The 23547-nt window shown below is 71.6% G+C and carries 18 protein-coding genes; 3 read left to right on the top strand and 15 right to left on the bottom strand.

Annotation, left to right across the window (positions count from 1 at the left end; all coding sequences use genetic code 11):
- Window positions 1–11: 11 nt before the first annotated feature.
- Window positions 12–1616, bottom strand: a complete 1605-nt coding sequence (locus tag AB0M47_RS02360) for a glycoside hydrolase family 13 protein (protein ID WP_363407035.1) — start codon at window positions 1614–1616, stop codon at window positions 12–14.
- A gap of 47 nt (window positions 1617–1663) precedes the next feature.
- Window positions 1664–2620 carry a ParB/RepB/Spo0J family partition protein gene (locus AB0M47_RS02355; RefSeq protein ID WP_363407032.1) on the bottom strand — a complete coding sequence of 319 codons (957 nt, stop codon included), beginning with the start codon at window positions 2618–2620 and terminating at the stop codon, window positions 1664–1666.
- A 210-nt stretch (window positions 2621–2830) separates the two neighbouring features.
- Between AB0M47_RS02355 and AB0M47_RS02350 the strand changes: the two genes are divergently transcribed.
- Complete coding sequence (locus tag AB0M47_RS02350; protein ID WP_363407029.1) at window positions 2831–3343, top strand: NUDIX domain-containing protein; 513 nt, start codon at window positions 2831–2833, stop codon at window positions 3341–3343.
- 7 nt (window positions 3344–3350) lie between these two features.
- On the opposite strand, the gene AB0M47_RS02345 is transcribed toward AB0M47_RS02350, so the two are convergent.
- Window positions 3351–4718 carry a PLP-dependent aminotransferase family protein gene (locus AB0M47_RS02345; RefSeq protein ID WP_363407026.1) on the bottom strand — a complete coding sequence of 456 codons (1368 nt, stop codon included), beginning with the start codon at window positions 4716–4718 and terminating at the stop codon, window positions 3351–3353.
- A 67-nt stretch (window positions 4719–4785) separates the two neighbouring features.
- Here AB0M47_RS02345 and AB0M47_RS02340 point away from each other — a divergent pair, with 67 nt between their 5' ends.
- Together AB0M47_RS02340 and AB0M47_RS02335 are read left to right on the top strand one after the other, a co-directional pair.
- Window positions 4786–5700, top strand: coding sequence for a DMT family transporter (locus AB0M47_RS02340; RefSeq protein ID WP_363407023.1), 915 nt, complete (start codon window positions 4786–4788; stop codon window positions 5698–5700).
- A 174-nt stretch (window positions 5701–5874) separates the two neighbouring features.
- The gene (locus AB0M47_RS02335; protein WP_363407020.1) at window positions 5875–6075 is read left to right on the top strand and encodes a hypothetical protein; all 201 of its coding nucleotides are present in this window, start codon (window positions 5875–5877) and stop codon (window positions 6073–6075) included.
- Window positions 6076–6178: 103 nt separating this feature from the next.
- On the opposite strand, the gene AB0M47_RS02330 is transcribed toward AB0M47_RS02335, so the two are convergent.
- The 12 genes from AB0M47_RS02330 to AB0M47_RS02275 form a co-directional block, all read right to left on the bottom strand.
- Window positions 6179–6844 carry a 2-phosphosulfolactate phosphatase gene (locus tag AB0M47_RS02330; protein WP_363407017.1) on the bottom strand — a complete coding sequence of 222 codons (666 nt, stop codon included), beginning with the start codon at window positions 6842–6844 and terminating at the stop codon, window positions 6179–6181.
- Window positions 6845–6952: 108 nt separating this feature from the next.
- The gene (locus AB0M47_RS02325; RefSeq protein WP_363407014.1) at window positions 6953–7486 is read right to left on the bottom strand and encodes a hypothetical protein; all 534 of its coding nucleotides are present in this window, start codon (window positions 7484–7486) and stop codon (window positions 6953–6955) included.
- Window positions 7487–7509: 23 nt separating this feature from the next.
- Window positions 7510–9441 carry a TOMM precursor leader peptide-binding protein gene (locus AB0M47_RS02320; protein WP_363407011.1) on the bottom strand — a complete coding sequence of 644 codons (1932 nt, stop codon included), beginning with the start codon at window positions 9439–9441 and terminating at the stop codon, window positions 7510–7512.
- A complete protein-coding gene (locus tag AB0M47_RS02315) occupies window positions 9423–10178 on the bottom strand; it encodes an ABC transporter permease (RefSeq protein ID WP_253763355.1) in 756 nt (251 codons plus the stop codon). The genes AB0M47_RS02320 and AB0M47_RS02315 overlap by 19 nt, the downstream gene beginning before the upstream one ends.
- Window positions 10175–11098, bottom strand: a complete 924-nt coding sequence (locus AB0M47_RS02310) for an ABC transporter ATP-binding protein (protein WP_363407007.1) — start codon at window positions 11096–11098, stop codon at window positions 10175–10177. Before AB0M47_RS02310 ends, AB0M47_RS02315 begins: the two co-directional genes overlap by 4 nt.
- Window positions 11095–12249: a peptidase M50 gene (locus tag AB0M47_RS02305; protein ID WP_363407004.1), complete on the bottom strand. Its 1155-nt coding sequence runs from the start codon at window positions 12247–12249 to the stop codon at window positions 11095–11097. Before AB0M47_RS02305 ends, AB0M47_RS02310 begins: the two co-directional genes overlap by 4 nt.
- Window positions 12246–13289, bottom strand: a complete 1044-nt coding sequence (locus AB0M47_RS02300; protein WP_363407001.1) for a lantibiotic dehydratase C-terminal domain-containing protein — start codon at window positions 13287–13289, stop codon at window positions 12246–12248. Before AB0M47_RS02300 ends, AB0M47_RS02305 begins: the two co-directional genes overlap by 4 nt.
- A complete protein-coding gene (locus AB0M47_RS02295) occupies window positions 13282–15996 on the bottom strand; it encodes a lantibiotic dehydratase (protein WP_363406998.1) in 2715 nt (904 codons plus the stop codon). Before AB0M47_RS02295 ends, AB0M47_RS02300 begins: the two co-directional genes overlap by 8 nt.
- A gap of 7 nt (window positions 15997–16003) precedes the next feature.
- Window positions 16004–17599, bottom strand: coding sequence for a nitroreductase family protein (locus AB0M47_RS02290; RefSeq protein ID WP_363406995.1), 1596 nt, complete (start codon window positions 17597–17599; stop codon window positions 16004–16006).
- A gap of 9 nt (window positions 17600–17608) precedes the next feature.
- Window positions 17609–19447 (bottom strand): TOMM precursor leader peptide-binding protein, encoded by a 1839-nt coding sequence (locus AB0M47_RS02285; RefSeq protein WP_363406992.1) that lies wholly within the window; start codon window positions 19445–19447, stop codon window positions 17609–17611.
- Window positions 19444–21516: a TOMM precursor leader peptide-binding protein gene (locus AB0M47_RS02280; RefSeq protein WP_363406989.1), complete on the bottom strand. Its 2073-nt coding sequence runs from the start codon at window positions 21514–21516 to the stop codon at window positions 19444–19446. Before AB0M47_RS02280 ends, AB0M47_RS02285 begins: the two co-directional genes overlap by 4 nt.
- On the bottom strand, window positions 21500–23251 hold the full coding sequence (locus AB0M47_RS02275; RefSeq protein ID WP_363406986.1) for a BTAD domain-containing putative transcriptional regulator: 1752 nt from the start codon (window positions 23249–23251) through the stop codon (window positions 21500–21502). The genes AB0M47_RS02280 and AB0M47_RS02275 overlap by 17 nt, the downstream gene beginning before the upstream one ends.
- Window positions 23252–23547 lie beyond the last annotated feature (296 nt).

Here is a 23547-nt window from a genome sequence, read left to right as displayed (position 1 = left end):
GACGGGCATGGTCAGGTTCGGAGCCAGACGGTGGTGTCGGACGGCAACCGCTCACCCGCCAACGGCGCGCTGGCCAGGATCACCTCGCGGTGCGGCGGCAGTTCCACCGGCTCGCCACCCAGGTTGACGACACAGGCGAAGTCATCGTCGCCACGGGCGAAGGCCAGGACATCAGGCGCAGCCGGCAGCCAGCTCATCGGCCCGTCGCCGAGGCTCGGCGAGGCCGAGCGCAGCCGTAGCATGCGCCGGTAGAACTCCAGCATGGACTCCGGGTCCCCGGTCTGCGCCTGCACCGAGTACGCCTTCCACGCGGCCGGCTGCGGCAGCCACGGCGGGGCCGCATCGGCGGCGCTGAAGCCGAACGGCGGCGCGTCGCCCGACCACGGCAGCGGTACGCGGCAGCCGTCCCGGCCGGGGTCGACCTGGTTGGACCGGTGGAACATCGGGTCCGTACGCAATTCGAAGGGGATGTCCTCGACCTCGGTGAGGCCCAGTTCCTCGCCCTGGTACAGGTAGACCGAACCGGGCAGCGCCAAGGCGAGCATGATGGCCGCCCGGGCCCGGCGAGCGCCCAGCTCGACATCGACCGGAGTGTCGTGACGGCGGGTGGCGACGCTGAACGCGGTGTCCGCGCGGCCGAACCGGCTGACCACGCGGGTCACGTCGTGATTGTTGAGCACCCAGCTCGCCGCTGCGCCGACCTCCGCATGGGCGGCCAGGGTCTCGTCGATCACCTTACGCAGCCGCGCGGCACCCCACTCGCTGCACAGGAACTCGAAGTTGAACGCGCCGTGCATCTCGTCGGGGCGCAGGTAGTTGGCGAAACGCACCGGGTCGTAAAGCCACACCTCGCCGATGAGCGCCCGGTCGCCGCCGTACTCCTCGGCGACCCGCCGCCAGCGGCGGTACACGATGTGCGCGTCGTCGCGATCGGAGTACGGATGCTCCTCGACGGCCGCCACCTCGGGAAGGTTCGGATCCTTGTCGACCAGCGGCGCCGAGTCGATGCGGATGCCGTCGACCCCACGGTCGAACCAGAACCGGAGTACGTCGTCGAAGTACTCGATCACCTGCGGATGACGCCAGTTGAAGTCCGGCTGCGAAGCGTCGAACAGGTGCAGGTACCACTCGCCGTCCGGCACCCGGGTCCAGGTCGTGCCGGCGAACGGCGACACCCAGGTGTTCGGGGCGATCTCGCCGTGCTCGCCCAGGCCTGGGCGGAAGTAGAACAGGTCCCGCTCAGGCGCGCCCGGCCCGGCCGCGAGCGCCGTCCGGAACCACGGATGGTCGGTCGACGCGTGGTTGGGCACGACGTCGATGATCACCTTGATGCCGACCGCGTGCGCCTCCTGGATCAGCGCCTCGGCGTCGGCGAGCGTACCCAGGGTGGGGTCGATGTCGCAGTGGTCGGCCACGTCGTAGCCGCCGTCGGCCATCGGCGACCGGTACCACGGGCTGAACCAGACGGCGTCGACCCCGAGATCGCGCAGGTACGGCAGCCGCGACCGGAAGCCGTTCAGATCGCCGACCCCGTCGCCGTCGGCGTCGGCGAAGCTGCGCGGGTACACCTGGTAGATGACGGCATTGCGCCACCAGGCGGATGCGTTGTCGGACAAGGACTTCCTCCGGCGATGAGGGACGGCTTCGGTCGGTTCGGCAGGCGTCAGGCCGCCTCGACCCGGGCCCGGCGTTCGGCCTGCTCGGCGAAGTCGGCCCAGCGGGAGGCGTACTCGCGGGTCAGCCGGGCGACGATCGGCAGGCAGTGCGGCGGCAGCTCCTCGACCACGGTCACGGTCGCGGGCTGGTTGAGCAGCCGGCGCAGCAGCGTACGCCCGACTTCGGTGTAGCGCAGCGACGGATCGTGAGACAGGTTCCGCAACAGCCGGCCACAGTCGACCTCGTCGGGCGTACGCGGTTTGATCGCGCGTACGTTGTCGGGCACCGGCCGGACGTCGTCGGCGAGTTCGCCACGGTTCATGCGATCGCGGACGTCGCGGACGGTCGCCGGTGAGATGCCGGCCGCGCTGGCGACCTCGCGCAACGACGCCTCGGGGCGGCGGCTGAGGAGTTCCCGGGCGACCTCGCGGCCACGGGCCGAGTCGATCGGGCGTACGCGCCCGTCACTGCCGATCCGGACCGCGGCTTCCGCCCCCGCCGCCGTACGCCGCAGCGCCCCGACGGTCTTGCCGGACAACCCGACGGCTTTGGCGACGCGGCGATCAGACCATTCGGGGTACCTGGCCACGACCCGGGCGGCCGCCGCGCGCCGGTCGGCCAGGCTCAACGGCAGCCCGTGTGAGATGTTGGCGGCGACGGCGCTCAGGTATGCCTGATCGTCGTCCTCATCGGAGAGCACCGCCGCGATCTCGAACTGTCCGGCGAGGACGACGGCCCGCAGCCGATGCATGCCGTCGATGATCCGATGGGTACGCGCCTGCACGACGATCGGCGGCAGCGCATCGATGGATTCGGCGAGCAGGCGGGCGTGGGATTCGTCGACGCCGCCGAATCGGGGGCAGACCGGACCGGTCAGCGCGTCGAGCGGCAGGTAGACCACCGGCCGCGAGGATGCCGCACCCGCGGGTCGCGTGGCGGCCGCCGGCTCAGGATCCAACCCCATGCTGCTCTCCCCGTAAGCCGTGATGACACGCGTGCCACGGGGCATCGATCGGGCCCCGTTGTATCGATGACTGGAAAACTACAGCGGCAGTCAATCAGATGCAAGATCTATGCCGCATCTTGCAATAACCGTATGCTGCCGTGCAGGACCGTTACGGTCCGTGCTGATCCGCCCCTCCCGTTCCCAGCCGATCGCCGTTAGACTGCCGCGATGCCGATGTCTCCCTACGTCGCCGGACTGCGCAGTCTCGTCGGCCCTGAGCTGCTCATGCTGCCGGGCGTCAGCGCCGTCGTCGTCAACGACGCCGGGCACATCCTTCTGGGCCGGCGCAGCGACACCGGCCTGTGGTCGCTGATCGCCGGCGCCATCGACCCCGGGGAGCAGCCGGCCGACGCCATCGTCCGCGAGATCGAGGAGGAGACGGGCGTCCATGTCGTCGTCGAGCGCCTCGTGGGCGCGGCCCTGCATCCGGTCACGTACCCGAACGGCGACCGATGCCAGTACCTCAACATCTGGTTCCGCTGCCTGGCCGTCAGTGGCGAGGCCCGCGTGAACGACGACGAATCCCTGGAAGTCGGCTGGTTCCCGCCGCACGCCCTGCCCGACATGCCGGCGTGGGAACGCCTGCGCGTCGAGACAGCGCTCAAGGACGAGCCGGCGGCCTGGTACGCCCAAGACGGCTCGCACGACAGCGAACTGGGCTTCACGCACTCCGACGCATGAGGAACCGCTAAGCGCGAGCCTCGGCGATGATCGTCGCCAGGGTGGCGATGGCCGCGGTCAGCTCGTCGGGCGTGTGGGCGGCGTAGCCGAGGACGAGGCCGGGCGGGCCGTCGTCGAGCCGGCACGCCGACAGCGCGACGGGACCCAGCCCGGCGCGGTTCGCGGCGGCGGCGACGGCTACGTCCTCAGTTCCTGCAGGCAGTTCGAGGACCAGGTGCAGCCCGGCGGCCACGCCGTGCACCCGCAGGCCGGGCAGATAAGCAGCCAGTGCCGCCATCACAGCGTCGCGCCGCGTACGGTAGGCGCGGCGGGCTCGTCGCAGGTGGCGGTCGTAACCGCCACTGCCCAACAGGGTGGCGAACGCGTGCTGTTCCAGCGCCGGACCACCGAGGTCGACCGCCTGCCGCTGGGTGCGTACCGCCGCTAAATGCGTGGGCGGCGCGGACAGCCAGCCGAGGCGCAGAGCCGGAGCCAGCGCCTTGCTCGCGGATCCGATGTAGATGGTGACGTCGGGCGCGACGCCCTGGAGACAGCCGACGGGGTCGCGGTCGTAGCGGAATTCAGCGTCGTAATCGTCCTCGATGATGACGCCGCCGCGCCGGCGCGCCCAGGCGATCAACGCCGCGCGGCGCGCGGGTGACAGGACGACGCCGGTCGGGAACTGGTGCGCGGGCGTGACCACGACGGCGCGCGCGGTGGTTCGGGCGAGGGCGTCGACGTCGAGGCCTTCCTCGTCGACCGGCACCGGCAGCACGGTCAGCGAATACTCCAGCTGCTCGCGAACGCCCTTGCTGCCCGGATCCTCCAGCGCCACCACTCGGTGGCCCGCGCCGCGCAACGCGCGGGCGAGCAGCGAGAACGCTTGCGCCGCGCCGGCCGTCAGCATCAGGTCCGTCGCGGGCAGTCGGGCCGCGCGGACCCGGCGCAGATAGGCCGCGAGCTGCTCGCGCACGGACGCCGGTCCGGCCGGATCGCCATAGTCCAGGTCCGCGTCGGGCATGTTCGTGATCACCTGCTCGTACGCACGCCGCCAGGTGCTTCGGGGGAACAGGCCGAGGTCGGGAACACCGGGCCGCAGCGGTCGCAGTCCCAGCGGGGCGAACGGATCCCGCGTGGCGGCGCCGTGCGGGTGGGCCGCGGTCGCCACAGTCGTGCCGGACCCGCGCCGGCCGGTCAGCCAGCCCTCCGCGATCAGCTGCTCGTACGCCTCCACCACGACGCCCCGGGACAGACCGAGTTCGGCGGCCAGCTCTCGGCTGGACGGCAGCCGGGCACCCGGGATCAGCCGTTCCTGCTCGATCGCCGTACGCAGCGCCTCGGTCAGCCGGCCGGCGACGCCGCGCCCGGTCCGGTCGAACGACAGCAGCGCCTCCAAGTGGTCCCCCTATTTGCCGCTCGATTGGACCTGATTCCAGTACCACTTGCACTCTACGGTCGAGATCATGAACATTTCCAGCCGCGCGGCGTACGCGTTGTGCATCCTCGGCATGATCATCGTCGGCAGCTCGGTAGCGGTGAGCCGGCTGATCACCGCCTACCCGATGCTGACCGGACAGGCACTGCGGTACGCCGTCGCCGCCGTCCTCCTGTTCGGCGTCGCCCGCTTCTTCCCCGCACCCGTGCGTACGCGACCCACCCGGCGCGACCTGATCCTGCTGATCGCGCTCGGCGCGGTCGGGCTGGCCGCGTTCAACGCGTGTGTGCTCACCGGGCTGCGGCACGCCGAACCGGCCGTCATCGGCACCGCGATCGGCGCAGCCCCGCTGATCCTGGCGTTGCTCGGACCCCTGATGGCCCGACGGCGACCGGCCGCCCGGCTGGTCATCGCGTCCACTGTGGTCGTCGCGGGGACCGCCCTGGTCGAAGGATTCGGCCAGACCGACGCCACCGGCTTGGCGGCCGCACTGGGGGCGCTCGCCTGCGAAGCGGGATTCTCCGTGCTCGCCGCTCCCCTGCTGCCCGGACTCGGCGCGGTACGCGTCTCCGCGTACGCCTGCCTGCTCGCCGTCCCGCTGCTCGCCGTCGGTGCGATCGTCACCGGCGAAGCCGCCGCCGTGCGGCTGCCCACCGTCGCCGAAGCCGCCGGGTTGGCGTACCTGGCCGTCGTGGTGACGGTGGTCGCCTTCATCGCCTGGTTCCTGGGCATCCAGCAGCTGGGCGTCGAGCGCGCGGGCGTCCTCGTCGGCGTGCTGCCGCTCGCCACGCTCGCCGTCTCCGCCGTCATGGACGGCCGGCTGCCTGGGTCCGCTGCGACGACCGGCGTCTTGGTCGTGATGGCCGGGCTGGCGTTGCCGCACCTCAACCTGCCCCGAAGCGCACGTCGCGGGATGCGGGCGCACCCCGCGCTGACCGACTGATCTTGTCCGCCTCGGCCGCGACGACCCTGCCCGTCAACGCCGAGGCTTGCTACCATCACGCCTTGTGACGTCTGGGCAGAGCCCGGCGCGAACGTCCCCCGCGACAGGAAGAGACAGGGCGGCGGTCGCCCCGCTGTCCGACTCACCCTGAGGTCCTGAGAGGGGGTGAGCCGCATGGAGACCCTCCTGAGTCCTGGTGACGAGACAACTGTCGTCGTCTTGTCCAGCAAGCCCTTCGGACTGCTCGTGGAAACCGCTTCCGGCCTGCGCGGGCTCGTCCGCGGCAGTCGAGCCGCGGTCGGCGCGACGTTGCGCGTACGCGTGATCGAGTTCGACGCAGCCGAGTCCCGGTTCAGCGCGACGGTGGTCGACTGACGGTCTGGCCCGGCCGGGTGCTGCTGCCCGTCCGGGCCGATCGCCGACCCGGCCAGCCGGACCGGGCCCACCCGGCTGACGCCGACCCGGCTGGCGCGGCGGTTCAGCAGGGCACCGGCGTGAGCACGACTTGGTCCTCGCGGACGTCGCCGACCATGGCGAATGCGGACCGGTCTACATCGCAGCAGTAGCGGAGGTCGTCGGACAGATCGACCCGCTCGGCCCCGGGTCGCCGCGCGTAGGCGCGGGCGTGCTCGGCGGCGCCGTCCAGGATGCCCGCGACCAAATCGGCCCGGTCGGGCTCCGACCCGTCCAAGAGCCCGCCCAGGTACCTCGCGCAAGCCCAGTCCTCGGCGGTCCGCCCGGTGCAGAGGATGACCCGTGGCGCATCCGCGTGATTGCTCGCGATCCATCGAGCTGTGGCGCCGACGTTACGTGCCGACATCGCGAGCAGCGCCGCCGGATCAGGGCACCGGGCAAGCCCGAGCGTGCCGTTCGTCGTCGCCTGGATCAGGGCGCGACCGTCCAGCTGTGCCGTCGACAACTCCATCGGCGAGTTCCCGATGTCGAAGTCCGCGGGTTTGATCCCCTCGGTCTCGCCGACCAGCAGTCGATCCGGATACCGCTGCCGCAGAGTCCGGCCGACCTCGACAGACCGGGCACAGGCGATCTCAGTGACGCCTCGTTCGAAGGCGACCGCGGCCGTCGTGAAGGCACGAATGACATCGATGACGACGACAACTGCGCCGGCTGGCATCTCCGCGTCCATGCCCATGATCACCATGAGTGGCGAGTCTTCACCGCGGAACTCCGACGGGCAAGGCGATTCCCGTGCCCGACGGCGGGCCGCCTGCCTACCGCGCGGCAGGTCGACGGGTCACCAGAGCAGTGCGGTGGTCAGCGCCACCGTGGACCCGAGTAGCAGCGCCAGTCCCATGCCCGCCCCGTTGAGGGCGCTGACGGGCAGCGTACGCCGACGGGCCACCGGGACCGCGGCCAGCGCCACGGCGGTGGTCGTCGCGCCGACGGCGTAGATCAGGGGATAGCCGATGATCGCGGCGAGCGGAAAGAAGTGCACACCGACCACGAACGCGATCCAGACGGGGATCAGTTCACGGCGACGCCGGATGGCGAGCACTGCCGCGCCTATGCCGCAGGCCGCGAACTCGACACCGACGACGACGCCGGTCCGCTTGCCCGTGGCGGCGTCGAAGACCGTGCCGTCGTGCCAGTGCCGCACGGCCAAGACGATGCCGACGGCAAGCAACGCGTAGCCGAGGCCCACCCCGGCGAAGAGCCACGGTCGCCAGGATCGTGGCGGGTGTTCCAAGGCCCAGCCGAACCAGACCGCGGTCGCTAAAGCGAAGATCGCCCCGGTCATGACGACGTCACGAAGGTGGTCTGCGGTCACCGCAGCAGCATACCGGCACCTGTCTATGGAAACGGATGGGGCACCAGCCGGGGTCCGGTCCCGCCCGAGGCCTCGATGTACGCGCCCAGCCGGGGCATGGTGAGGGCGCGCTGGCGTCGCCAGCCGAAGTCGATCGGCAGCAGGCCCGGCACGATGGTGCACACCGTGCGCAGGCCCATGGCCAGTTGCTCGGGCGTGGTCTGGTCGACGACGATCACCTCGAGTCCTCGGGCGAACAGTTCGTCGAGCACGCCCTGCAGGTCCTGACTCAGGTCGGGGGCGGCCGCCGTGGGCGGTCCGTAGCACTCGGCCATCGGCACCGCCGGGCGTTCGGCCAGGTAGTCCTCGGCGTGTTCGCGCATGCGCGGCAGCCCGAACAGGTCGGCGTGGTCGTGCACGGTCTGGACCAGCGAGTAGTCCTCGGCCATGGCCTCCAGTTCGGCGTGTCTGCGCCGGGTCGTGCCCGCCTTCACCGGAATGTAGGTCAGCGTTTCGCACAGGGCGGCGGCGACCGCCCGTTCCGGGGAGAGGTGCGCTCCGGCCGCGAACGCCAGCAGACCGGGGCCGCCGTCGCGGCGTACCGCCAGCGTCGTCACCACCGGCACGGTGAGGTCCGTCCGGCTGTCGAAGGCCAGCACGTCGTAGCCGGACAGCCTGCCACGGTCGACCATGGTGCGGATCGCTGTGCTGGCGCACGAGTCGAGGTCGATACGCGGCGGGCGGCTCCCGGCGTACCAGCCGAGCACGAACGCGTCCCGTTCGATGAGCTCCAGCAGCCCGTAGAGGACGGCCTCCTCCAGACAGCCGCCGGTGGCGCAGCCGCTGGAGGAGGAAAGCACGAAGTTGTCCCCAGGCGCGCCCGAGCTGTAGTGACAGAACCGCCGGGGCACCAGGATCGGCGCTCCGGTACGCACGACGTGGCCCCAGACCCAGGGAATCGGCCGGCCCGGGGCGAAGCGCTGCACGAGCGGATCGGTGTCGTAGGTCTGTGCGGTGTAGACGCCGCAGGAGACCGGGTCCAGCGCTTGGTCGGCGACGTCGGCGTACGCCGCCACGAGCGGCGGGCCGAAGCGACGCCGATGTGTCCCGGCGTAGCGCTCCAGCCCTTCCAGGTACGCCAGCCGCAGGCTGTCCGCGTAGGAGTTGGCATGGCCGCTCCAGGCGACGTCGAGCAACCCGGCGTACCCGCGGACGAACACACCACCGGTGACCGCGGCGGTGGTCGGCATGGTCGGGTCCATCAGCGCCCCGGCTCCAATGGCCCCGCACGCCGGGTTGACCAGCGCACCAGTGGGCAGACGGTAGTCGCGTACCTCGTGCAGCCGGTAGCGCGCGGGGTCCGGCTTGGGGCGAGGCTGCAGCGGTTCGAAAGCGGGCGGGCCGTCGGCCGGCGCGGTCCCGCAGCCGGGGCACAGGGGCTCGGGCAGCAGCGGAACGGTGAAAGTACGCAGGCTGCCCAGATCCAGTGCGGTCACCCGGCTCAGCCCGTCGCTGTCAGGATCGAGGTACGCCCCGACGGGCGGCGCTCCCCCAGCGAGCATGGTGAGCAGCTGCCACACCGCGTCCACGTGGTACGGCATCAGGTCAGGCCAGTCGCCGACCGATGTTCCCCCGGTGCCGATCTCCAGCGCGTCGCGTTCGGTCCGGCCGCGCAGCCGCTGCCAGCGGATGCCGAAGCAATGCCCGCACGCCGGGGCCCGGCCGTCGTCGCCCCACGGCCCCACGTACACCGCGCCGGCGGACAGATGCACGTTGGCGTGGCGGCGCGCCGGGTCGGCGACGTGCCTGAGGTCGCCGGCGCCCAGAGCCACCACCGCCGGGGCTGCCATGGCCGTCGGCGGGCGGGCCGACCAGCGCTCGTCGAGTGCGAGCTGGAGCCGGGCCACGGCCGCACCCAGGGGTGCGCCGGGCCCGGCCACGGTCGCCTGCGCGCCGCTCATACGTTGTTGCTCCACCGGAACATCCGCAGTCCTATGCCGGTGAACACGATGGTGAACCCGGCCAGGACCAGGCAGGCGATGCCGTAGTCCCGCGCCTCGCCGGCCCCGGCCAGCGCGTAGACCAGGCCGTCGAGCAGATGGCGCATGGGCATCGCGTTCGACACGGTGCGCAGCCATTCGGGCATCAGCTCGACGGGGATGAACGAGCCGGACAGGAACGCCATCGGGATGACGACGCAGTTGCCGATGGCGCTGACCGCCTCCGGGGTGTTCGAGACCGCCCCGATGATCAGGCCGAGCCCCAGGAAGGTGGTGACCCCCAACAGCATCATCGGCAACGCCAGCGGCCAGCGGCCCGAGACGTGCATGCCGAACAGCGGGATGGTGGCCACACCGATGAACAGCAGACACTGAGCCAGGCCGATGATGGCGGCGATGACCAGTCGCGACAGCACCACCTCGGACAGCCGGGCCGGGGTGAGCCGGATCAGGCGCAGCAGGTCGTCGCGGCGCCATTGCATCAACGTGAACGAGACCCCGAACGACGCCGCGTTGGCCAGGCCCCACGACAGCAGACCGGGGGCGATGAAGTCGATGTAGCCGTTGCCGGTCTCCACTACCTTCTGGCCCCGGAAGATGAGGCCGAAGATGACGAGGAACACCAGGGGGAACGCGAAGGTGAAGAAGATCGTCACCGCGTCGCGGGTGTTCGCCTTGATCGAGGCCCGGGTCAGGGCGGCGAAGACGGTCATGATTGCGCTCCGATCAGGTCCAGGTAGACGTCCTCGAGCGTGGCCGCCCGGGTCTGCACGCCGTCGAGTTCGGTGCTGGCGCCCAGCGCCGCCAACACCCGGGTCAGCTGCTGGGTGTGCAGGGTCACGGTGCCGTCTTCGACGGTGACCGCGTCCACGCCGTCGAGCCGGCCGGCCAGCTCCGGTGCGATCCGTCCCGCCGGCACCAGTACCTGGCTGCCCAGCTCGGCCCGATTGATCAGGTCACGCGGCGAGTCCAGCGCCACGACCCTCCCCTGGTGCAGGATGGCCACCCGGTCGCACAGCGCCTCGGCCTCCTCCAGATGGTGGGTCGTGTAGACGATGGTCTTGCCCTCGCCCTTCAGCTCGCGCAGCATCGACCACAGGTCGCGGCGCGCCTGCGGGTCCAGCGCGCCGGTCGGCTCGTCCAGGAAGATCACTTCGGGCTGGTGCACCAGCGCCGAAGCGACGGCCAGCCGCTGGCGTTGGCCGCCGGACACCTTCGCCACCCGTGCGTCGGCCGAATCCGTCAGGCCCACCTGTGCCAACGCTCGCTCGGCGTCGGCGCGGCCGCGGCCGTAGAACGCGGCGACCGTCTCGACGTGTTCGCGGGCGGTCAGGTGCGGAAAGAACGCCGACTGCTGCGTCTGTACGCCGATGAGCGGCAACAGCGCCAGGTTGCGCGGGTGTGGGCGGTGACCCAGCACGGTCACGGTGCCGGTATCCGGCACCCGAAGCCCCTCGACGATCTCGATGAGGGTGGTCTTGCCCGCGCCGTTGGGCCCGAGCAGGCCGATGAACTCCCCGCGCGGGACGGTGAGCGACACATCGTCGACGGCACGCACCTTCCCGTACGCCTTGCCGAGCCCGACGACCTCGATCGCTGGTTCTGCGGTTGCTGGCATCTCCTCGCCTCTCACATAGCTGGTTGTTGGGTCGATCCGGCTCGCACCGGGCGCGGCGGCCGGGCGGTGAGCCACAGGGTGAGCGTGAGCACGACGACCGCGGCCGACCCGGCGTACGCGGCCAGGCCCAGGAACGGCGCCAGCAGGCTCCCGGCGGCGTACACGACGAAGGTCGCGGCTGCTGCCGTCGCCGTGTGCCAGGCCAGGCCGTACAGCCCGAGCGCGATCCGGGCGGATCGGGGGTAGGGCAGACCACGCCCGGTCAGCCACTTACGCGGGCGCGACCAGAGGTAGCGGCGGCTCTCCGGGCCGAGCGACACCAGGCCGAGCAGGTGGCTGAGCATCTTGTAGCCGTCCAGCGGAGCCACCGGCACGAAGTTGACCAGGCTCTGCACCGCGCCGCAGAGCACCGCCGCGGCAGCGAACGAGCGCCCGGCCGAACCCGGCGGCAGCAACGGCCACACCACCGCGAACGGCACCACCAGCACGCTGTTGAGCACGCCCCCGGCCGCCGCCACGACGACCTGCTGTCCGCGCGAAGGCAGGAACGGATAGTCCTCGGCCTTGCAGCTCAACGCCACCAGGTTGATCCGCACCGCGGCGCAGCCGAACCGGGTCGCCGCGACCGCATGCGCCAACTCGTGCAGCATCGCGCTGAGGTAGGTCACCGCGCCGATCATCAGCATCGACCGCCAGTCGCCGAACGCTCCGGTCGCGTCGCGCCACAGTCGCGGGACGGCGGGTGCCAGGCAGGCGTACATCGTCAGCAGCCCGGCGGCCAGGACCACGCCGGTCGGACCGGTGAAGATCCACCTGCTCGCCTCGGCCAGCCGCCGCAGGGCGGGCCGCTGCCTGACCGGCGCCGCTAGTGAGCCGCCGGTGTCCAGCAGCTCTCGCTGGCCCAGCGCCCACAACAGCTGCGACCATTGGGCCGGGCCGAGCCGCCGGGCGAACCGCGCCGCGTACTGATCGCCGATCTCCGTCATGCTCAGCAACCCGTTCAGCCGGCTGATCACGAACCGCTCCTTGGGCGACACCTCGAACGTCGCGCCGCCAGGCGCCTTCAGCAGGTGGATCCGGTCCGGTCCGCGGCCCAGCTCCCGCGAGATCAGCAAATCCGGTCGTACGCGCGGCTGCTGGGTCTTCGGCGGCTCCGTCGCGGTCACCGCGCCGCCGCCGTCTCCCGCAGCGACCTGCCGACCAGGTACGCCAGGTACGCCTCGTCCCGCAGCGTCACGTACAGCCGGTTGTTGGTCATGTGCACGTACGGCGACAGCAGCCGGACTTTGGCCGCGTGCGGGTCGGTGACGGTGACCGGTGGCGCGCCCTCGGGGAAGGCGAACGTCAGCTCGCCTGCCACCGCCAGCTCCCCCACGCGGTCGCGTAACTGCGCGACATGCACCGCCCAGCCTCGCAAGAACTCCGGCAGCCGGTGCAGCTCGCCGCATTCCAACGCGGCGAGGATCGGCTCGAAGCGACGACCCAACTCGCCGGACATCCGGTCGTACATGCGCTCGTAGTCGATGTCGTCGACGAAACCGGTGCCGCCGAACGCCTGATGCCAGAAGTCGTGGTAGGAATCGAAGAACGCGACCAGGTCGTCCCGGCCGGGCAGGAACGTGGCCGCGGTGACGACCATCAGCTGGGCCGCGGAGCCCAGCGTCACCGGCCGCAGATGCAGGTTCATCGTGGCGACCATGTCGATGACCACGTCGCTGGAGTACTGGAAGTGCCACTCTGCCAGCTCGACGCCGCTCACACCGCCGTACTTGCCGTACTCGGGCTCATAGGGGCGGTAGGCGAAGGAGTTGTTGGGCTGCATGGTGGGCCGCCCGTCCGCGCCCAGCAACGTCTCCGGCCCGCCCTGCGGATACTCCAGTTTGAAGAGCATGTCGTGCAGCTCCCCGCGGAAGCCACCGTCCATTTCGTACAAGGCCGGCCGGGCGGTCAGGAATCGCTGCACGGCCGTTTCGGCGGCAGCGCGTACCGCGGGCTCGGCCGCGGCTGAGCTGGGTTTGAGCCGCAAGCGCACATGCGGCCCCTCCATCCAGTAGTTCAGGAAGAAGTAGCTATCCAGCAGGCCCTGCGCCGTCAGCTCGTCGACGAGCGGCCGGATGCAGTCGACCACCATGCGACGGGCGTTGGCGCCGTAGAAGATGTGGATGCCGAGCCACGACCCGGCATCGGCGGAAGGCTGTTCAGTCACGGTCGGCTCCGGAGGTGGGGGCGATCGGGAAGGTCTCGATGACGTACTCGGTGACGTGCCCGCCGGCGCTGTGGAGGTCGCCGCCGCCCGGCAGCATCTCGCGGAACACGACACGGCCGGCGCCGCCGCCGATCAGCGCTTCCAGGGCCACCAGCGACAGGTAGGCCGAGCAGTCGACATACTGCGGCTTGGGGCGCTGCCCGGCCCGGCTCCCGGCCGGATGGACGGTCGCGAACATCTCGGCCGGCAGGCCGTACGCGCGCCGCCACCGCTGCCAGCCCAGGAACCAGTCGGCGTCGGTGTCGCCGTCACGGCGTACCGGCAGTGCGGACGCGTCCACCGACCAGCTGCGGCGGCTGAGCACCACCTCGCCGGCGCGGACTCGCGGACGCCGGGTGACGCCGTCGGCATCCGGCGTCGCGGGCACCCCGCGCCAGATGTCGAGCGGGGCCAGCGACGTCGGCGACAGCAACAGAAGTGTGCGGTGCAGCTGCGGCAACGCCATCGGGACGAGATAGCCCAGGTACACCGGGATCACCTCCCGGTCGAGCCGACGCGAGCGCAGCACGACCCGGTCGGCGCCGATGTCGTGGCACAGGTAGAGGTCGTCGAGGGGCAGACGGGCCGCCGGCGGGACGATGCTGCTGTCTCCCGGGCAGACGATGACGTAGTCGGTCAACTGCGCGTGCAGGTTCAGGTTGGTGGTCGCCGGGCCACCGGTCACCTCGGCGAACACCGCGCCAGGCGGGGCCGCTTCCGTGGCGGCCGTACGCAGGCGCGGCGAGAGCGGCGGTGTGGCGTCGTCGAAGCAGTGGGTGAATCGGCTGAACGGGAACGACAGCCCGCCCAGCGACTGGTTGAGTACGACCAGCGGGCCGTCGGGGCCCTGAGCCAGCTGGACGAGGTGGGACTGCGGCCGGAATCCGCCGAACAGGTCCCGCAGTCCACCGCCGATCGTGTGCAGCCGTGCCGGGTCCAGCCGGATCTCCGCCGCCCCGGCGTCGGCCTGCACAGCCCCCCGCACGTACGCCACCAGGTCCTGCCGGGCCTGGTCCAGCCGGTCCAGCTCCGGCCGGCCGAGCCAGTTCTCCTCCGGCCGGTACGTCCCGTCCTCGGTGAACCGCCGCAGCTCCGCGGTGCTCGACACGTACTGGTCGTACAAGTCCTCGTGGAAGTCCTCCACCAGCCGCAGCAGATCGTCGCAACGGCCACCGGCGCCGTAGCGCGCCAGGAAGAACCCGTGGAACGTGATCCGGTGCGGCAGCGTCAGGTCGAACGTGGGCAGCACGGCCTCGACGGCGGCGAGGTCCGTCGCGGCCAGCCGCTGCCAGGAGCCGGCCGGCATCGCCGCCTCGCCGGGAACCCGGCAGTCCTCGTAGACGAGGGACTGCGGCAGCGACGCGTCCTGCGTACCCAGCTCGGCCTGGACTTCGCGCAGGGCCTCCCGCAGGCGGCGCAGGGTCAGGCGACGCCCGGCCAGATCCTCGTCCCGAAACTCGGTCAGCAACGCGATCGGCTCGGCGAGCCGATGGGCCAGGTCGACGGCCCACGGTTCGCGGAGCTCGGCGAGAAAGTCGCGGAGCTGGGTGAGCGGGTCTGGGGCGTGCACGTCGATGGCTAGCCCGGCGAGCTGCAGAATGCCCAGGCGCAACAGGATGGAGAGGTATTCCTCGCAGCGCTGCGGCCCGGCCGCGGTCCGTTCCTGCAGCCAGGCGGACAGCTCGGCGCAGCGCACCGCGTGGCCGTCGGTCAGCAACGCGGTCAGCGCGTCGAGCAGGCCGCTCCGGCGCAGGTAGAAGAGGCCGTCCTGAATGGAGTCGAAGCTGACCGCGGCGCTGTCGTCGCCGGTGGTGACCCAATGCCGGACGTAGCGCACGCGGCCGGGATCCTGCCGGAGGCCGGGGCTCAGCACCACCGGCAGGTCGCCCCGGCGGCCCGGATCGGCGCAGACCGCGTCCACGATCCTGGCCAGCGCCACGACGTTGAGCCGGGCGTACGACCGCGGCGACGTCGCGACCGACGGCTCCGGCCCAATCGCCGTGTCGTCGAAGACGCCCGCCCCGACCGCGGTGAACGAGCTGAACGGGCTGGTCTTGCAGGCGGCCCGGTAGAGGTAGGACACGATCGAGCGTTCGACGCGGCGCAGTTTCTTGGCCGGCGGCGGCGCACCGTCGCGGCCGGCCAACGCCACCAACTGCTCGTCCAGCGCAGGCGAGGCGATCTGGATGCCCGCCCGCAGCCGCGGGTCGCCGGACAGCCGCCACAGCCCGGCGCGCGCGGCAGCCACCTCGTCCGCCAGCACGGTGCCCAGCTCACGCAGCTCGACATCGGCCTGCCCGCGCCGAGCCAGCCACTCACGCACGGGGCCGATCGCGTCGGGATAGGCGGTGACAGCAGCGAGCGCGGCCTGCGGGTCCGTGGGCATGGTCCCGTGGAACACCTGCCGGCGCAGTGCCAGCAGCCGCCGCCGGGACAGGTTGTCGTCGTCCGCGCCGATGATCTGGTGCAACAGGTCCCCGAGCGGCTCGGCCAGGTCGGACAGCTCGGTCTCCAGATCGAGCAGTGCCTGCGCGTGCCCAGCCGCACGCGGGCAGGCCAGGACCGACACGGTGGCGTAGGGCAGGCCGCCGACACGGACCGCGAAGTACCGGCCGAGCCGGCGGGCCGGCGGCACGGCCAGGGCGGTGGCGTCGTGCAGGATCGTCATCGCCGCCTCACCGCAGCTCGTACCGGTAGTCGCTGCCCTGCGCCCGCTCGTGCCCGGCGAGCATGATGAGCAGCGGCATCTCGTCCGTGCCGGTCAAGCCGAGTTGCTCCAGGTAGGACACGCCGTCAAAGCCGAGCGCGACGCCGCAGCCGAGATCCAGCGACGCCGCGGCGGTGTAGCAGGTCTGCGCGATCGCGCCGATCGTGGCGTTGACGACGTTGTAGCCGCGCGCGCCGACCTCGTCGAGGACCGCGCCGGCGCGGATCGTGGGCACCAGCACGACCGCCGCTTGCTCCAGGTTGTAGTTCGGCAGGAAGTAGTTGCGCTGCAGGAACGCGCCCTGCGGCCCCAGCTGCACCGGCCGCAGCCCGTGCCCCGCCGGGTCGTACTCGTAGCTGCCCGCCGACAGGCCCTGCACATGGTTGGCGAACAGGTAGAACTTGGCGAGCCGCCCGTCGCCCTCGGCCGCCGACTCGGTCGGCGGCTGCCCGGCCGACGCGGCGGTGAGCAGAGCGGCGAGATCCGCTTGCGTCATCGGCACGGTGGCGTCGAACCGGCCGAAGCTGCTGCGGCGCCGACGCAGCGCGGTACGGATCGGGGTGTTCAGCGGGCTCGGCGGAGGCAACGGAACCCGGTCGCCATCGGGTGCCGCAGTAGCCGCCGCGGCGGCCAGCGCCCCGGGAACGGGCCGATCCGGAGCGGCCAGCGCGGTCTCGCGGTGCAGGCGCTCGGTCGCTTCGAAGCTATGCACCACCCGAGACTTCTCCTGGTCACGCCGGTGCACCGCGACTGTGCCGGGCACCGCCGCAGCAGGCCGGATCGTGCTGCCACGGGTGGGCGCCCAGGTCAGCGGCACCACGGCGAACAGGCCTTCCTCGTCGGCCGGCAGGCCGAGCAGACGGCCGAGGGCGGCCTGGTCGAACCAGAACCGTGGTTCGATGCGCCGGCCGTCGCTGGCCGCCCACATCCGCCAGGTCTGCAGCAGCGTCCCGACGTCCATCGACACCGCGTGGTACGCGAAGCTGTTGTATTTGAACGCGTTCGCCCAGTACTTGACCCCCACGACGAGGAACTGGGTGGCGTCGGTCGCGTCGCCCAGGGCGGCCCGCACCGCCGGGGTGACGTCGCCGGCGAGCAGCCGCTGCATGGCGTGCGGCCGGCAGCCGTAGTGGTAGATGCCGGGGCACGGACCGGCGCCCGGCCCGGCGATCCAATAGATGCTGCACGGATAGAGCCCGCCTCCGGACGCGGTGCCCCGATGCCAGTTGGCGCGGGCGTACCAGGGGTAGCCGTGCACGTCGGTGTTGGCCTGGATCGCCAGGCGGCGGCCGAGCAGGCCGTACGAGTCACGCAGCATCGCGCCCAGCACCGGCAGGGTGAACGGATCATCCGCCGGGTCCGGATCGAGGCCGGCGTCGACGGTGGCGGAGGCTGGCGGTGGCGCATCCGGGAGCGGAATGGCCAGGGCGCCCGGGTAATGCTTGGTCGGCCTCGGCTTGTCGGGCCAGTTCGGCTCGAACCCGACCGGCTCCATGGGTACGCGGTTACGGCGCAGCACCATGGTCGCGTACTGGTATGCGTAACCGTCGTTGCTAGTGGTCATCGCCTCACCTCACGGGTAGGGGTGCGGGACGGGGTGGATGTCGTCGTCGCTGAGGTCGTGTTCGGTCAGCCCGGCGAGCCGATGGGCGTTGCGCAGCCGGGGCATGGTCAGGGCGCGCTGGCGGCTCCAGCCGAAGTCGATCGGCAGCAGTCCGGGCACCAGCACGCAGGCGGTGTGCAGGCCGAGACGGCGCTGCTCGGGCGTCGTCTGGTCGACGACGATCACGTCGAAGCCGGAGCCGGTGACGGCCCGCACACATCGCTCGAGGTCCTCGTGCAGGTCATCGGCCAGCGGCGGGGCCGGCCTCGGATCGGCGTAGATCTCGCGCATCGGCCGCGGCGGGTCGCCGCCGTCGAGCAGGAAAGCGGCGTGACGGCGCATCCGCGGCAGCGCGTACAGGAGCGGGTGGTCGTGCAAGCGCCACACCTTGTCGTAGTCGTCGACCATCTCCCGCAGCCGGTGCTCGTCGGTAATGGCGCGGGCACCGGCCATGGGCGCGTCCGACGCGATCTCGCATAGGGCGGCGGCCATCGCGGTCTCCGGATCCAGGCTCGCGCCGCCGCCGAAGGCCAGTGCGCCGAAGCCGCCGTCGACGCGTTCGGCGACCGCGGTGACGACCGGGATGTCGAAGGTGCACCGGGCGTCGAAGAACCGGGCCCGGTAGCCGTACATGGCCAGGCGGTCGACCATGATCCTGGTCCGGGCGCGGGTGCTGGTCGCGGGGTCTATCTCGGGCAGGCCGCGTGCGGTGTACCAGGCCAGCACGAACGCGTCGCGTTCGACGGCCTCCATCAGCCCGTGGTAGACGGCTTCGACCAGGCTGCCACCAGAGGCACAGCCGCTGGAGTTCTCCTGCACGAACCGCTCGGCCAGCGGCGCGCAGTGGTAGTAGGCGACGACTTCGGGGACCAGGACCGGCCGTGCGTCACGCAACGACCATCCCCACACCCACGGAACGGGCCGATCGGCGGTGAACCGTCTGATGTGGGGGTTGAGCTCGTAGAACCGGTCGTCGTAGGTTCCGCAGTCCCGTGGGTCGAGCGCGTCCGCGCCGAGTTCGTCCAGGGTCGCCACGACGGTGGTACGCCGGGCTCGGGGCCGTAGGCCGGCGTGTCGTTCCAAGCCCTCCAGCAGGCCCAGGCGGGTGCTGCGGGCGTACCCGTCGGCGTGTCCGCCGAACAGCATCTCGCGGAGATGGTCGGCCGCGCGGGGGTGGAAGATCCCGTGGACCGGGGCGGTCGTGGTCGAGGCCAGGTCGGGCCACAACGCCGCGCCGAGCGGGCCGCACACCGGGTTGACCAGAGCCGCCGGGTCCAGCGGATAGCTCGCCACCTCGCGGCCGCGAAAGGCGTCCGGCGCGCTTTTGGGCATCGATCCCAGCTCAGGCGGGATGGGCGCGTCCGGCGGAGCCCCGCCGCAGTTCGGGCAGTCCGCGTCGGGGATCAGCGGCACGCTGACGACTCGCAATGTCTCAACGTCCAGGTCGTGGACGGCGGTCGTGGTGGCTGTGGCAGCCCGCAGCGCCCGCAGCGCGTCGGTGACGAACGGCGTGGCGTACGGCCAGTCGCCGGCAGTCGACGTCTGGCCACCGGACTCCAGCGCCTCGCGCAGCTCCGGCGGGCGTACCGCCTGCCATCGGCGGGCCAGGCAGCCGGTGCAGCCGGTGCGCCCCGCGAGCAGCGCATGTCTGCCGTAGAGCAGCACCCACGCGGCCGGCGGCATCACCCCGTCGGCGCGCTCGTCACGCAGGCCTAGTGGGTGCACCGCGCATTCCGCGTCCTCGGCGGGCAGCAGGTCGCTCATCGCCGCGATGATCCGGCGGCCGTGGTCCAGAACGGGCGAACTCATCCGCGGACTCTGTCCACCAGCGCCACCCTCGTCACGACCAGGCCGCCGGCCGGCAGATCCGCACCGCCGAGCGGCACGGCCACCGCGTCGGCGCCGGTCTGCGCCAGCCGGTCCAGGACGGCTTGCCAGGTGCCGTGGGCGTCGAGCCGCGCCGGCACCTCGCCGTCGACGACGAGGGTGTCGGCGTCGAAGTCGGTGAGGATCGGGTCGTCGCCGGTCATCGACGCCGCCTCGGCCTGCTGTCGTAGCTGCACCTGCCCGACCAGGTCGCACAAGGCACGGACGGCCGTGTCTCGCCAGGACGGCGCGGTCGCGAGTGTCCACAGTCTCCCGTCGCCGTGCGCCTGCGTGCAGCGGGCAAGCAACGTGTACGCACCGCCGGGCGTCGCCGAGCCGAGGTCGAGCAGCTGCACCGCGACGTCCAGGTTGGCCGCGGACTTCACGAGGAAGCGCAGCTCAGCATCGTCGCCGAGGGTGTCCAGCGGTACGAGCAGCGGCGCCGTGCCGGCGATGGCGTTCTGCAGCGCGGTGAACGCGAGCGCCGAGGCGAGCGCATCCCGGATCGCGGCGGCGGCGGTGAACCCGGCTCCAGCTCCGGCCCGGCTGGGTTCGACGTGACGATCGGCATTGGCCGAGCCGAACGGCTCCACGAGCGCGCGCGGCACCTCGACGGCGGTTCCGTCCACCAGCGAACGGCCGGTGACGGGGGTCGCGTCAGATCGCGTGGTCAATCGATCGGCGTAGGCGACCGCGGCCGCGGCCAGCGCCCGAGTCCGCGCGCCGACGAGGTGATGAACGTCGAATGCGCTGACCATCCGCGGCGTACCGGCCGGGTCGGTGAACCGGACTGTGCCGATCTTGACCGGTGTCTGCTCCCACTCCTCGTCCTGATAGCGCTGGAACACCCCAGCCGAGGGTTGCAGCAGACCGTCGCGAGCCGACAACTCGGCGGCCTGTGCATCGACGTCCTGATCCGCCGGAGCCACGTCGAGGGGCACGGGCGTGAGCTGCGGCGGTTCGTGGATGCAGTACACGCAGGCGGGATGCGGCAGCAGTCGTTCGCTGACCACGTCGAGGGACTCCAGTTCCTGGATGATCACCTTGCCGTCGGTCTCGGCGGGCAACGCGCCGGTGAGCAGCCGGAACGCCTCGAACGCCAGCAGGTTGCCGATCATCGCCGCCGGCGGCCCCTGCGGGCCCGTGATGGCCGGCGACGTCGCCGGCACGGCGATGCCACGCCAGATCTCGGCCGCCGCCGTGCCGGAGTCGTTGCTCGTCAACCGGAGCATCGCGCAGTACCAGCATCCGGTGCGGCCGGCGCCGCACGCCGGGCCGATGATCGCCCGCGAACCGAACATCCACATGGGCACGACCGTGCGGCCCGCCGGGATTCCGGCCGACAACAGGGCGTGCGCACGGCGCGCGGAGCCGTCGTCGGCGAGGAGGACGACGTCGATGCCCTCGAGGTCGGCCCAGGTGGGCTCACCGTCCGCGGGGTGGATGCCGACCACGGCTGCCGGTACGCCGCCTGCGGACAGCTCGGCGGCCTCGGCCTCGGCTGCGCCGTCGCTGTCACCGACGAGGGCGACCCGGGCCATGCCGTTGCGGATCAGGCTCAGCGCACAGGTGCTCGCGACCGGGCCGCTGCCGATGACCGCTGCCGTGCTGTCGCGGAAGGCGGCGAATCGCCGCGGTGCACCGCTGGCGTAGTGGTCGAGGTAGCCGAGCTGGCTGGCGAACTGTTTGGCCACCGCGGCGCCGAGCAACTCGGCGGGGTCCACCTCATCGGCTGGGACGTCGCGCGCGAAGTCCCGCTGCAGCAGCGCGCCGACCAGCTCGCCGACCATGGCACGCTGCGGGTCCGGCAGCTTCGCGCAGATCTCCGCGACGGTTCGGCGCCCGTCGAGCAGCGGGACGATCAGCGTGGCGAGTCGGTATCCACTGGCAGCGCTGATTTTGAAGCCGCCTGATGAGTTGTGGAACAGTACGCCGTCGTAGGCGGCGGTGAACAGCACGTCCCGGCGGATCCGTGGCCGGGTGGCGGCGACCGAGTCAAACGCGTTCCTCATCAGAGCTCCGTTCCGGCGGCCGAAGGGTGGTCGTGACGCCGGTCGGCCGCCTTCCGTCCAGCGCGCCACGCGAGTAGAGGCGCAACAGATCACGCATCCGGTATTGACCGGCGTACGCGTCGAGCAGGCTTGCGTCGGCGAGCTGGTCGAGGATCGCCTCGGCGGCGTCCGGGGTGATCGCCAGTCGCTCGGCCACCGTGCGCGGGTCGAGCCGGTCCAGCTCGTGCAGCCGCAGCACGGCGTCGGCCAACGGTGGTGGCAGCCGGTTCACCGCGGTTTCCAGGCGGCCGTGCAGCGCCATGTCCGGGTCGCCCGGCAGGGTCAGCCGGCTGATCGGGTTCTCGCGTACCCAGGCGACGAACTCGGCGATGCCGGTGTCCCTGGTCATCAGCCGCGCGGCGGCGACACGCAACGCCAGCGGTAGATGGCCGCACAGCTCGGCCAGCGCCGCGACCGCGGCCGGCTCCGCATCGGCGCGTTCTCCCCCGATGAGCGTGGCCAGCAACGCCACGGACTCGGCCGGGCTGAGACCGCCGACGCGTTCGATCCGCCCGCCGAACCTGGCGACCACCCCGGCCAGGCTGAACTGGCTGGTGAGCAGGACCGCGTCGCCGGGCGCCCAGAGGTGCGCACCGGCCAGGACCTGCGGCACGTCGTCCACGTCGTCGAGGATCAACAGGCCGCGTCGCGTCGTGGCGCCGCGTGGCCAGCGCGCGAGCCGGTCGGCCAGTCTGGCCGCGTCCAACGGCGTCGCGTCGGCGCCGCGCATGGGCACCAGCAGCTGCCCCGCCGGGAACTCGTCGTCCATCCCACCGGCGACCCGCCGGGCCAACGCGGTCTTGCCGACCCCGGGCAGCCCGGTCAGCACCACGACGCCGGCACCGTCGCGCAGGTACGCGCTGACGCTGTCGACGATGCCCGCACGACCGACGAAACCTTGCGGCGAGTCGACCCGCGGGCTTCGATCGGCCGGTGCCGCGTCGGCGCCAACGGTCTTGTCGAGGTCACCACGTTCCTCGCCGTTGAGGATGCTGAGTTCCAGCCGGCGTAACCGCGGCCCCAAATCCACGCCGAGTTCCTCGGCGAGGAACCGCTTCACTCTCCGGTGCTCGGCCAGCGCCTCGGGCTGGCGACCGGTCCGGTAGAGCGCCTCGATGAGCAGTTCGGCCAGTCGTTCATTACCCGGATAGGCTCGGGTCGCCTCCCACAGCTGCACCAGCGCCGACGGTGCCAGGCCGAGCTGGATCTTCAGCTCGCAAAGCCGTTCGAGAACCCGCAGCCGCTCCTCGTTGAGCCGGGGCACCGCGTCGCGATGCAGGCTCGCTGACGGCACGTTGGCCAGCAACGGGCCACGCCAGAGGGCCAGGGCTCCCTCCAACAGCACCAGCTGCCGGTCGGACTGCGGCTCGGCCTGCGCGGCCGACGCCATCTCCCGGAATCGGACCAGGTCCAGGGTTTCCTCGGTCGCGCAGAACCGGTAGCCACCGGGCACGGTCTCGATGGCCGACGCGATGATCGCGTGCCGGACGAACAGCTGGCGCAGCCGCATCGCGCAGGTCTGGAGTGCGGACTTGGCCGCAGCCGGCTGGTCGTCTCCCCAGATCGCCTCCTGAAGCGCGGGCACCGGGACGATCTCGTTGGGCCGCAGCAGCAGGGCCGCGAGCATGCTGGCGACTCGAGAGGGCGGCAACACCACCGAGTCCGGTCCATGGGCAAGCGCCAGCGGTCCCAGCACCCGGAAGATCATCGATGGCCGCCGCGCGGGCCGAAGCCTCGGCAATTCAGCGAAATTGGATTCCTCCAACGCCCCGAATAGGCGTTGGAGATCCCCGTGAATCGTCTTTCCACGGTCCGCCGACTGGACAGTGCACCGCGCTGGCACAACCATGCGGCCACTGTCACCACCGCGCTCTTCGGTCGTGCCGCGACGCCGCAGTCAAGGCGCTTCGGCCCAGGCCAGACCCAGCACAGCAACGGACGCAGATACCCGTCGGCATCGTCTTGCCATAGCGCTCGACAGGAGGCGAACAG

Source organism: Hamadaea sp. NPDC051192, assembly GCF_040682475.1.
GTDB lineage: Bacteria > Actinomycetota > Actinomycetes > Mycobacteriales > Micromonosporaceae > Hamadaea > Hamadaea flava.
This window is presented reverse-complemented; position numbering and strand designations above follow the sequence as displayed.

What these genes read in the sequence shown, in the direction of transcription:
- AB0M47_RS02355 (WP_363407032.1), bottom strand. Translation starts at nt 2,620, where the DNA reads ATGGGGTTGGATCCTGAGCCGGCGGCCGCCACGCGACCCGCGGGTGCG.
- AB0M47_RS02350 (WP_363407029.1), top strand. Translation starts at nt 2,831, where the DNA reads ATGCCGATGTCTCCCTACGTCGCCGGACTGCGCAGTCTCGTCGGCCCT.
- AB0M47_RS02340 (WP_363407023.1), top strand. Translation starts at nt 4,786, where the DNA reads ATGAACATTTCCAGCCGCGCGGCGTACGCGTTGTGCATCCTCGGCATG.
- AB0M47_RS02335 (WP_363407020.1), top strand. Translation starts at nt 5,875, where the DNA reads ATGGAGACCCTCCTGAGTCCTGGTGACGAGACAACTGTCGTCGTCTTG.
- AB0M47_RS02330 (WP_363407017.1), bottom strand. Translation starts at nt 6,844, where the DNA reads ATGGACGCGGAGATGCCAGCCGGCGCAGTTGTCGTCGTCATCGATGTC.
- AB0M47_RS02315 (WP_253763355.1), bottom strand. Translation starts at nt 10,178, where the DNA reads ATGACCGTCTTCGCCGCCCTGACCCGGGCCTCGATCAAGGCGAACACC.
- AB0M47_RS02295 (WP_363406998.1), bottom strand. Translation starts at nt 15,996, where the DNA reads ATGACGATCCTGCACGACGCCACCGCCCTGGCCGTGCCGCCGGCCCGC.
- AB0M47_RS02290 (WP_363406995.1), bottom strand. Translation starts at nt 17,599, where the DNA reads ATGACCACTAGCAACGACGGTTACGCATACCAGTACGCGACCATGGTG.
- AB0M47_RS02285 (WP_363406992.1), bottom strand. Translation starts at nt 19,447, where the DNA reads ATGAGTTCGCCCGTTCTGGACCACGGCCGCCGGATCATCGCGGCGATG.
- AB0M47_RS02280 (WP_363406989.1), bottom strand. Translation starts at nt 21,516, where the DNA reads ATGAGGAACGCGTTTGACTCGGTCGCCGCCACCCGGCCACGGATCCGC.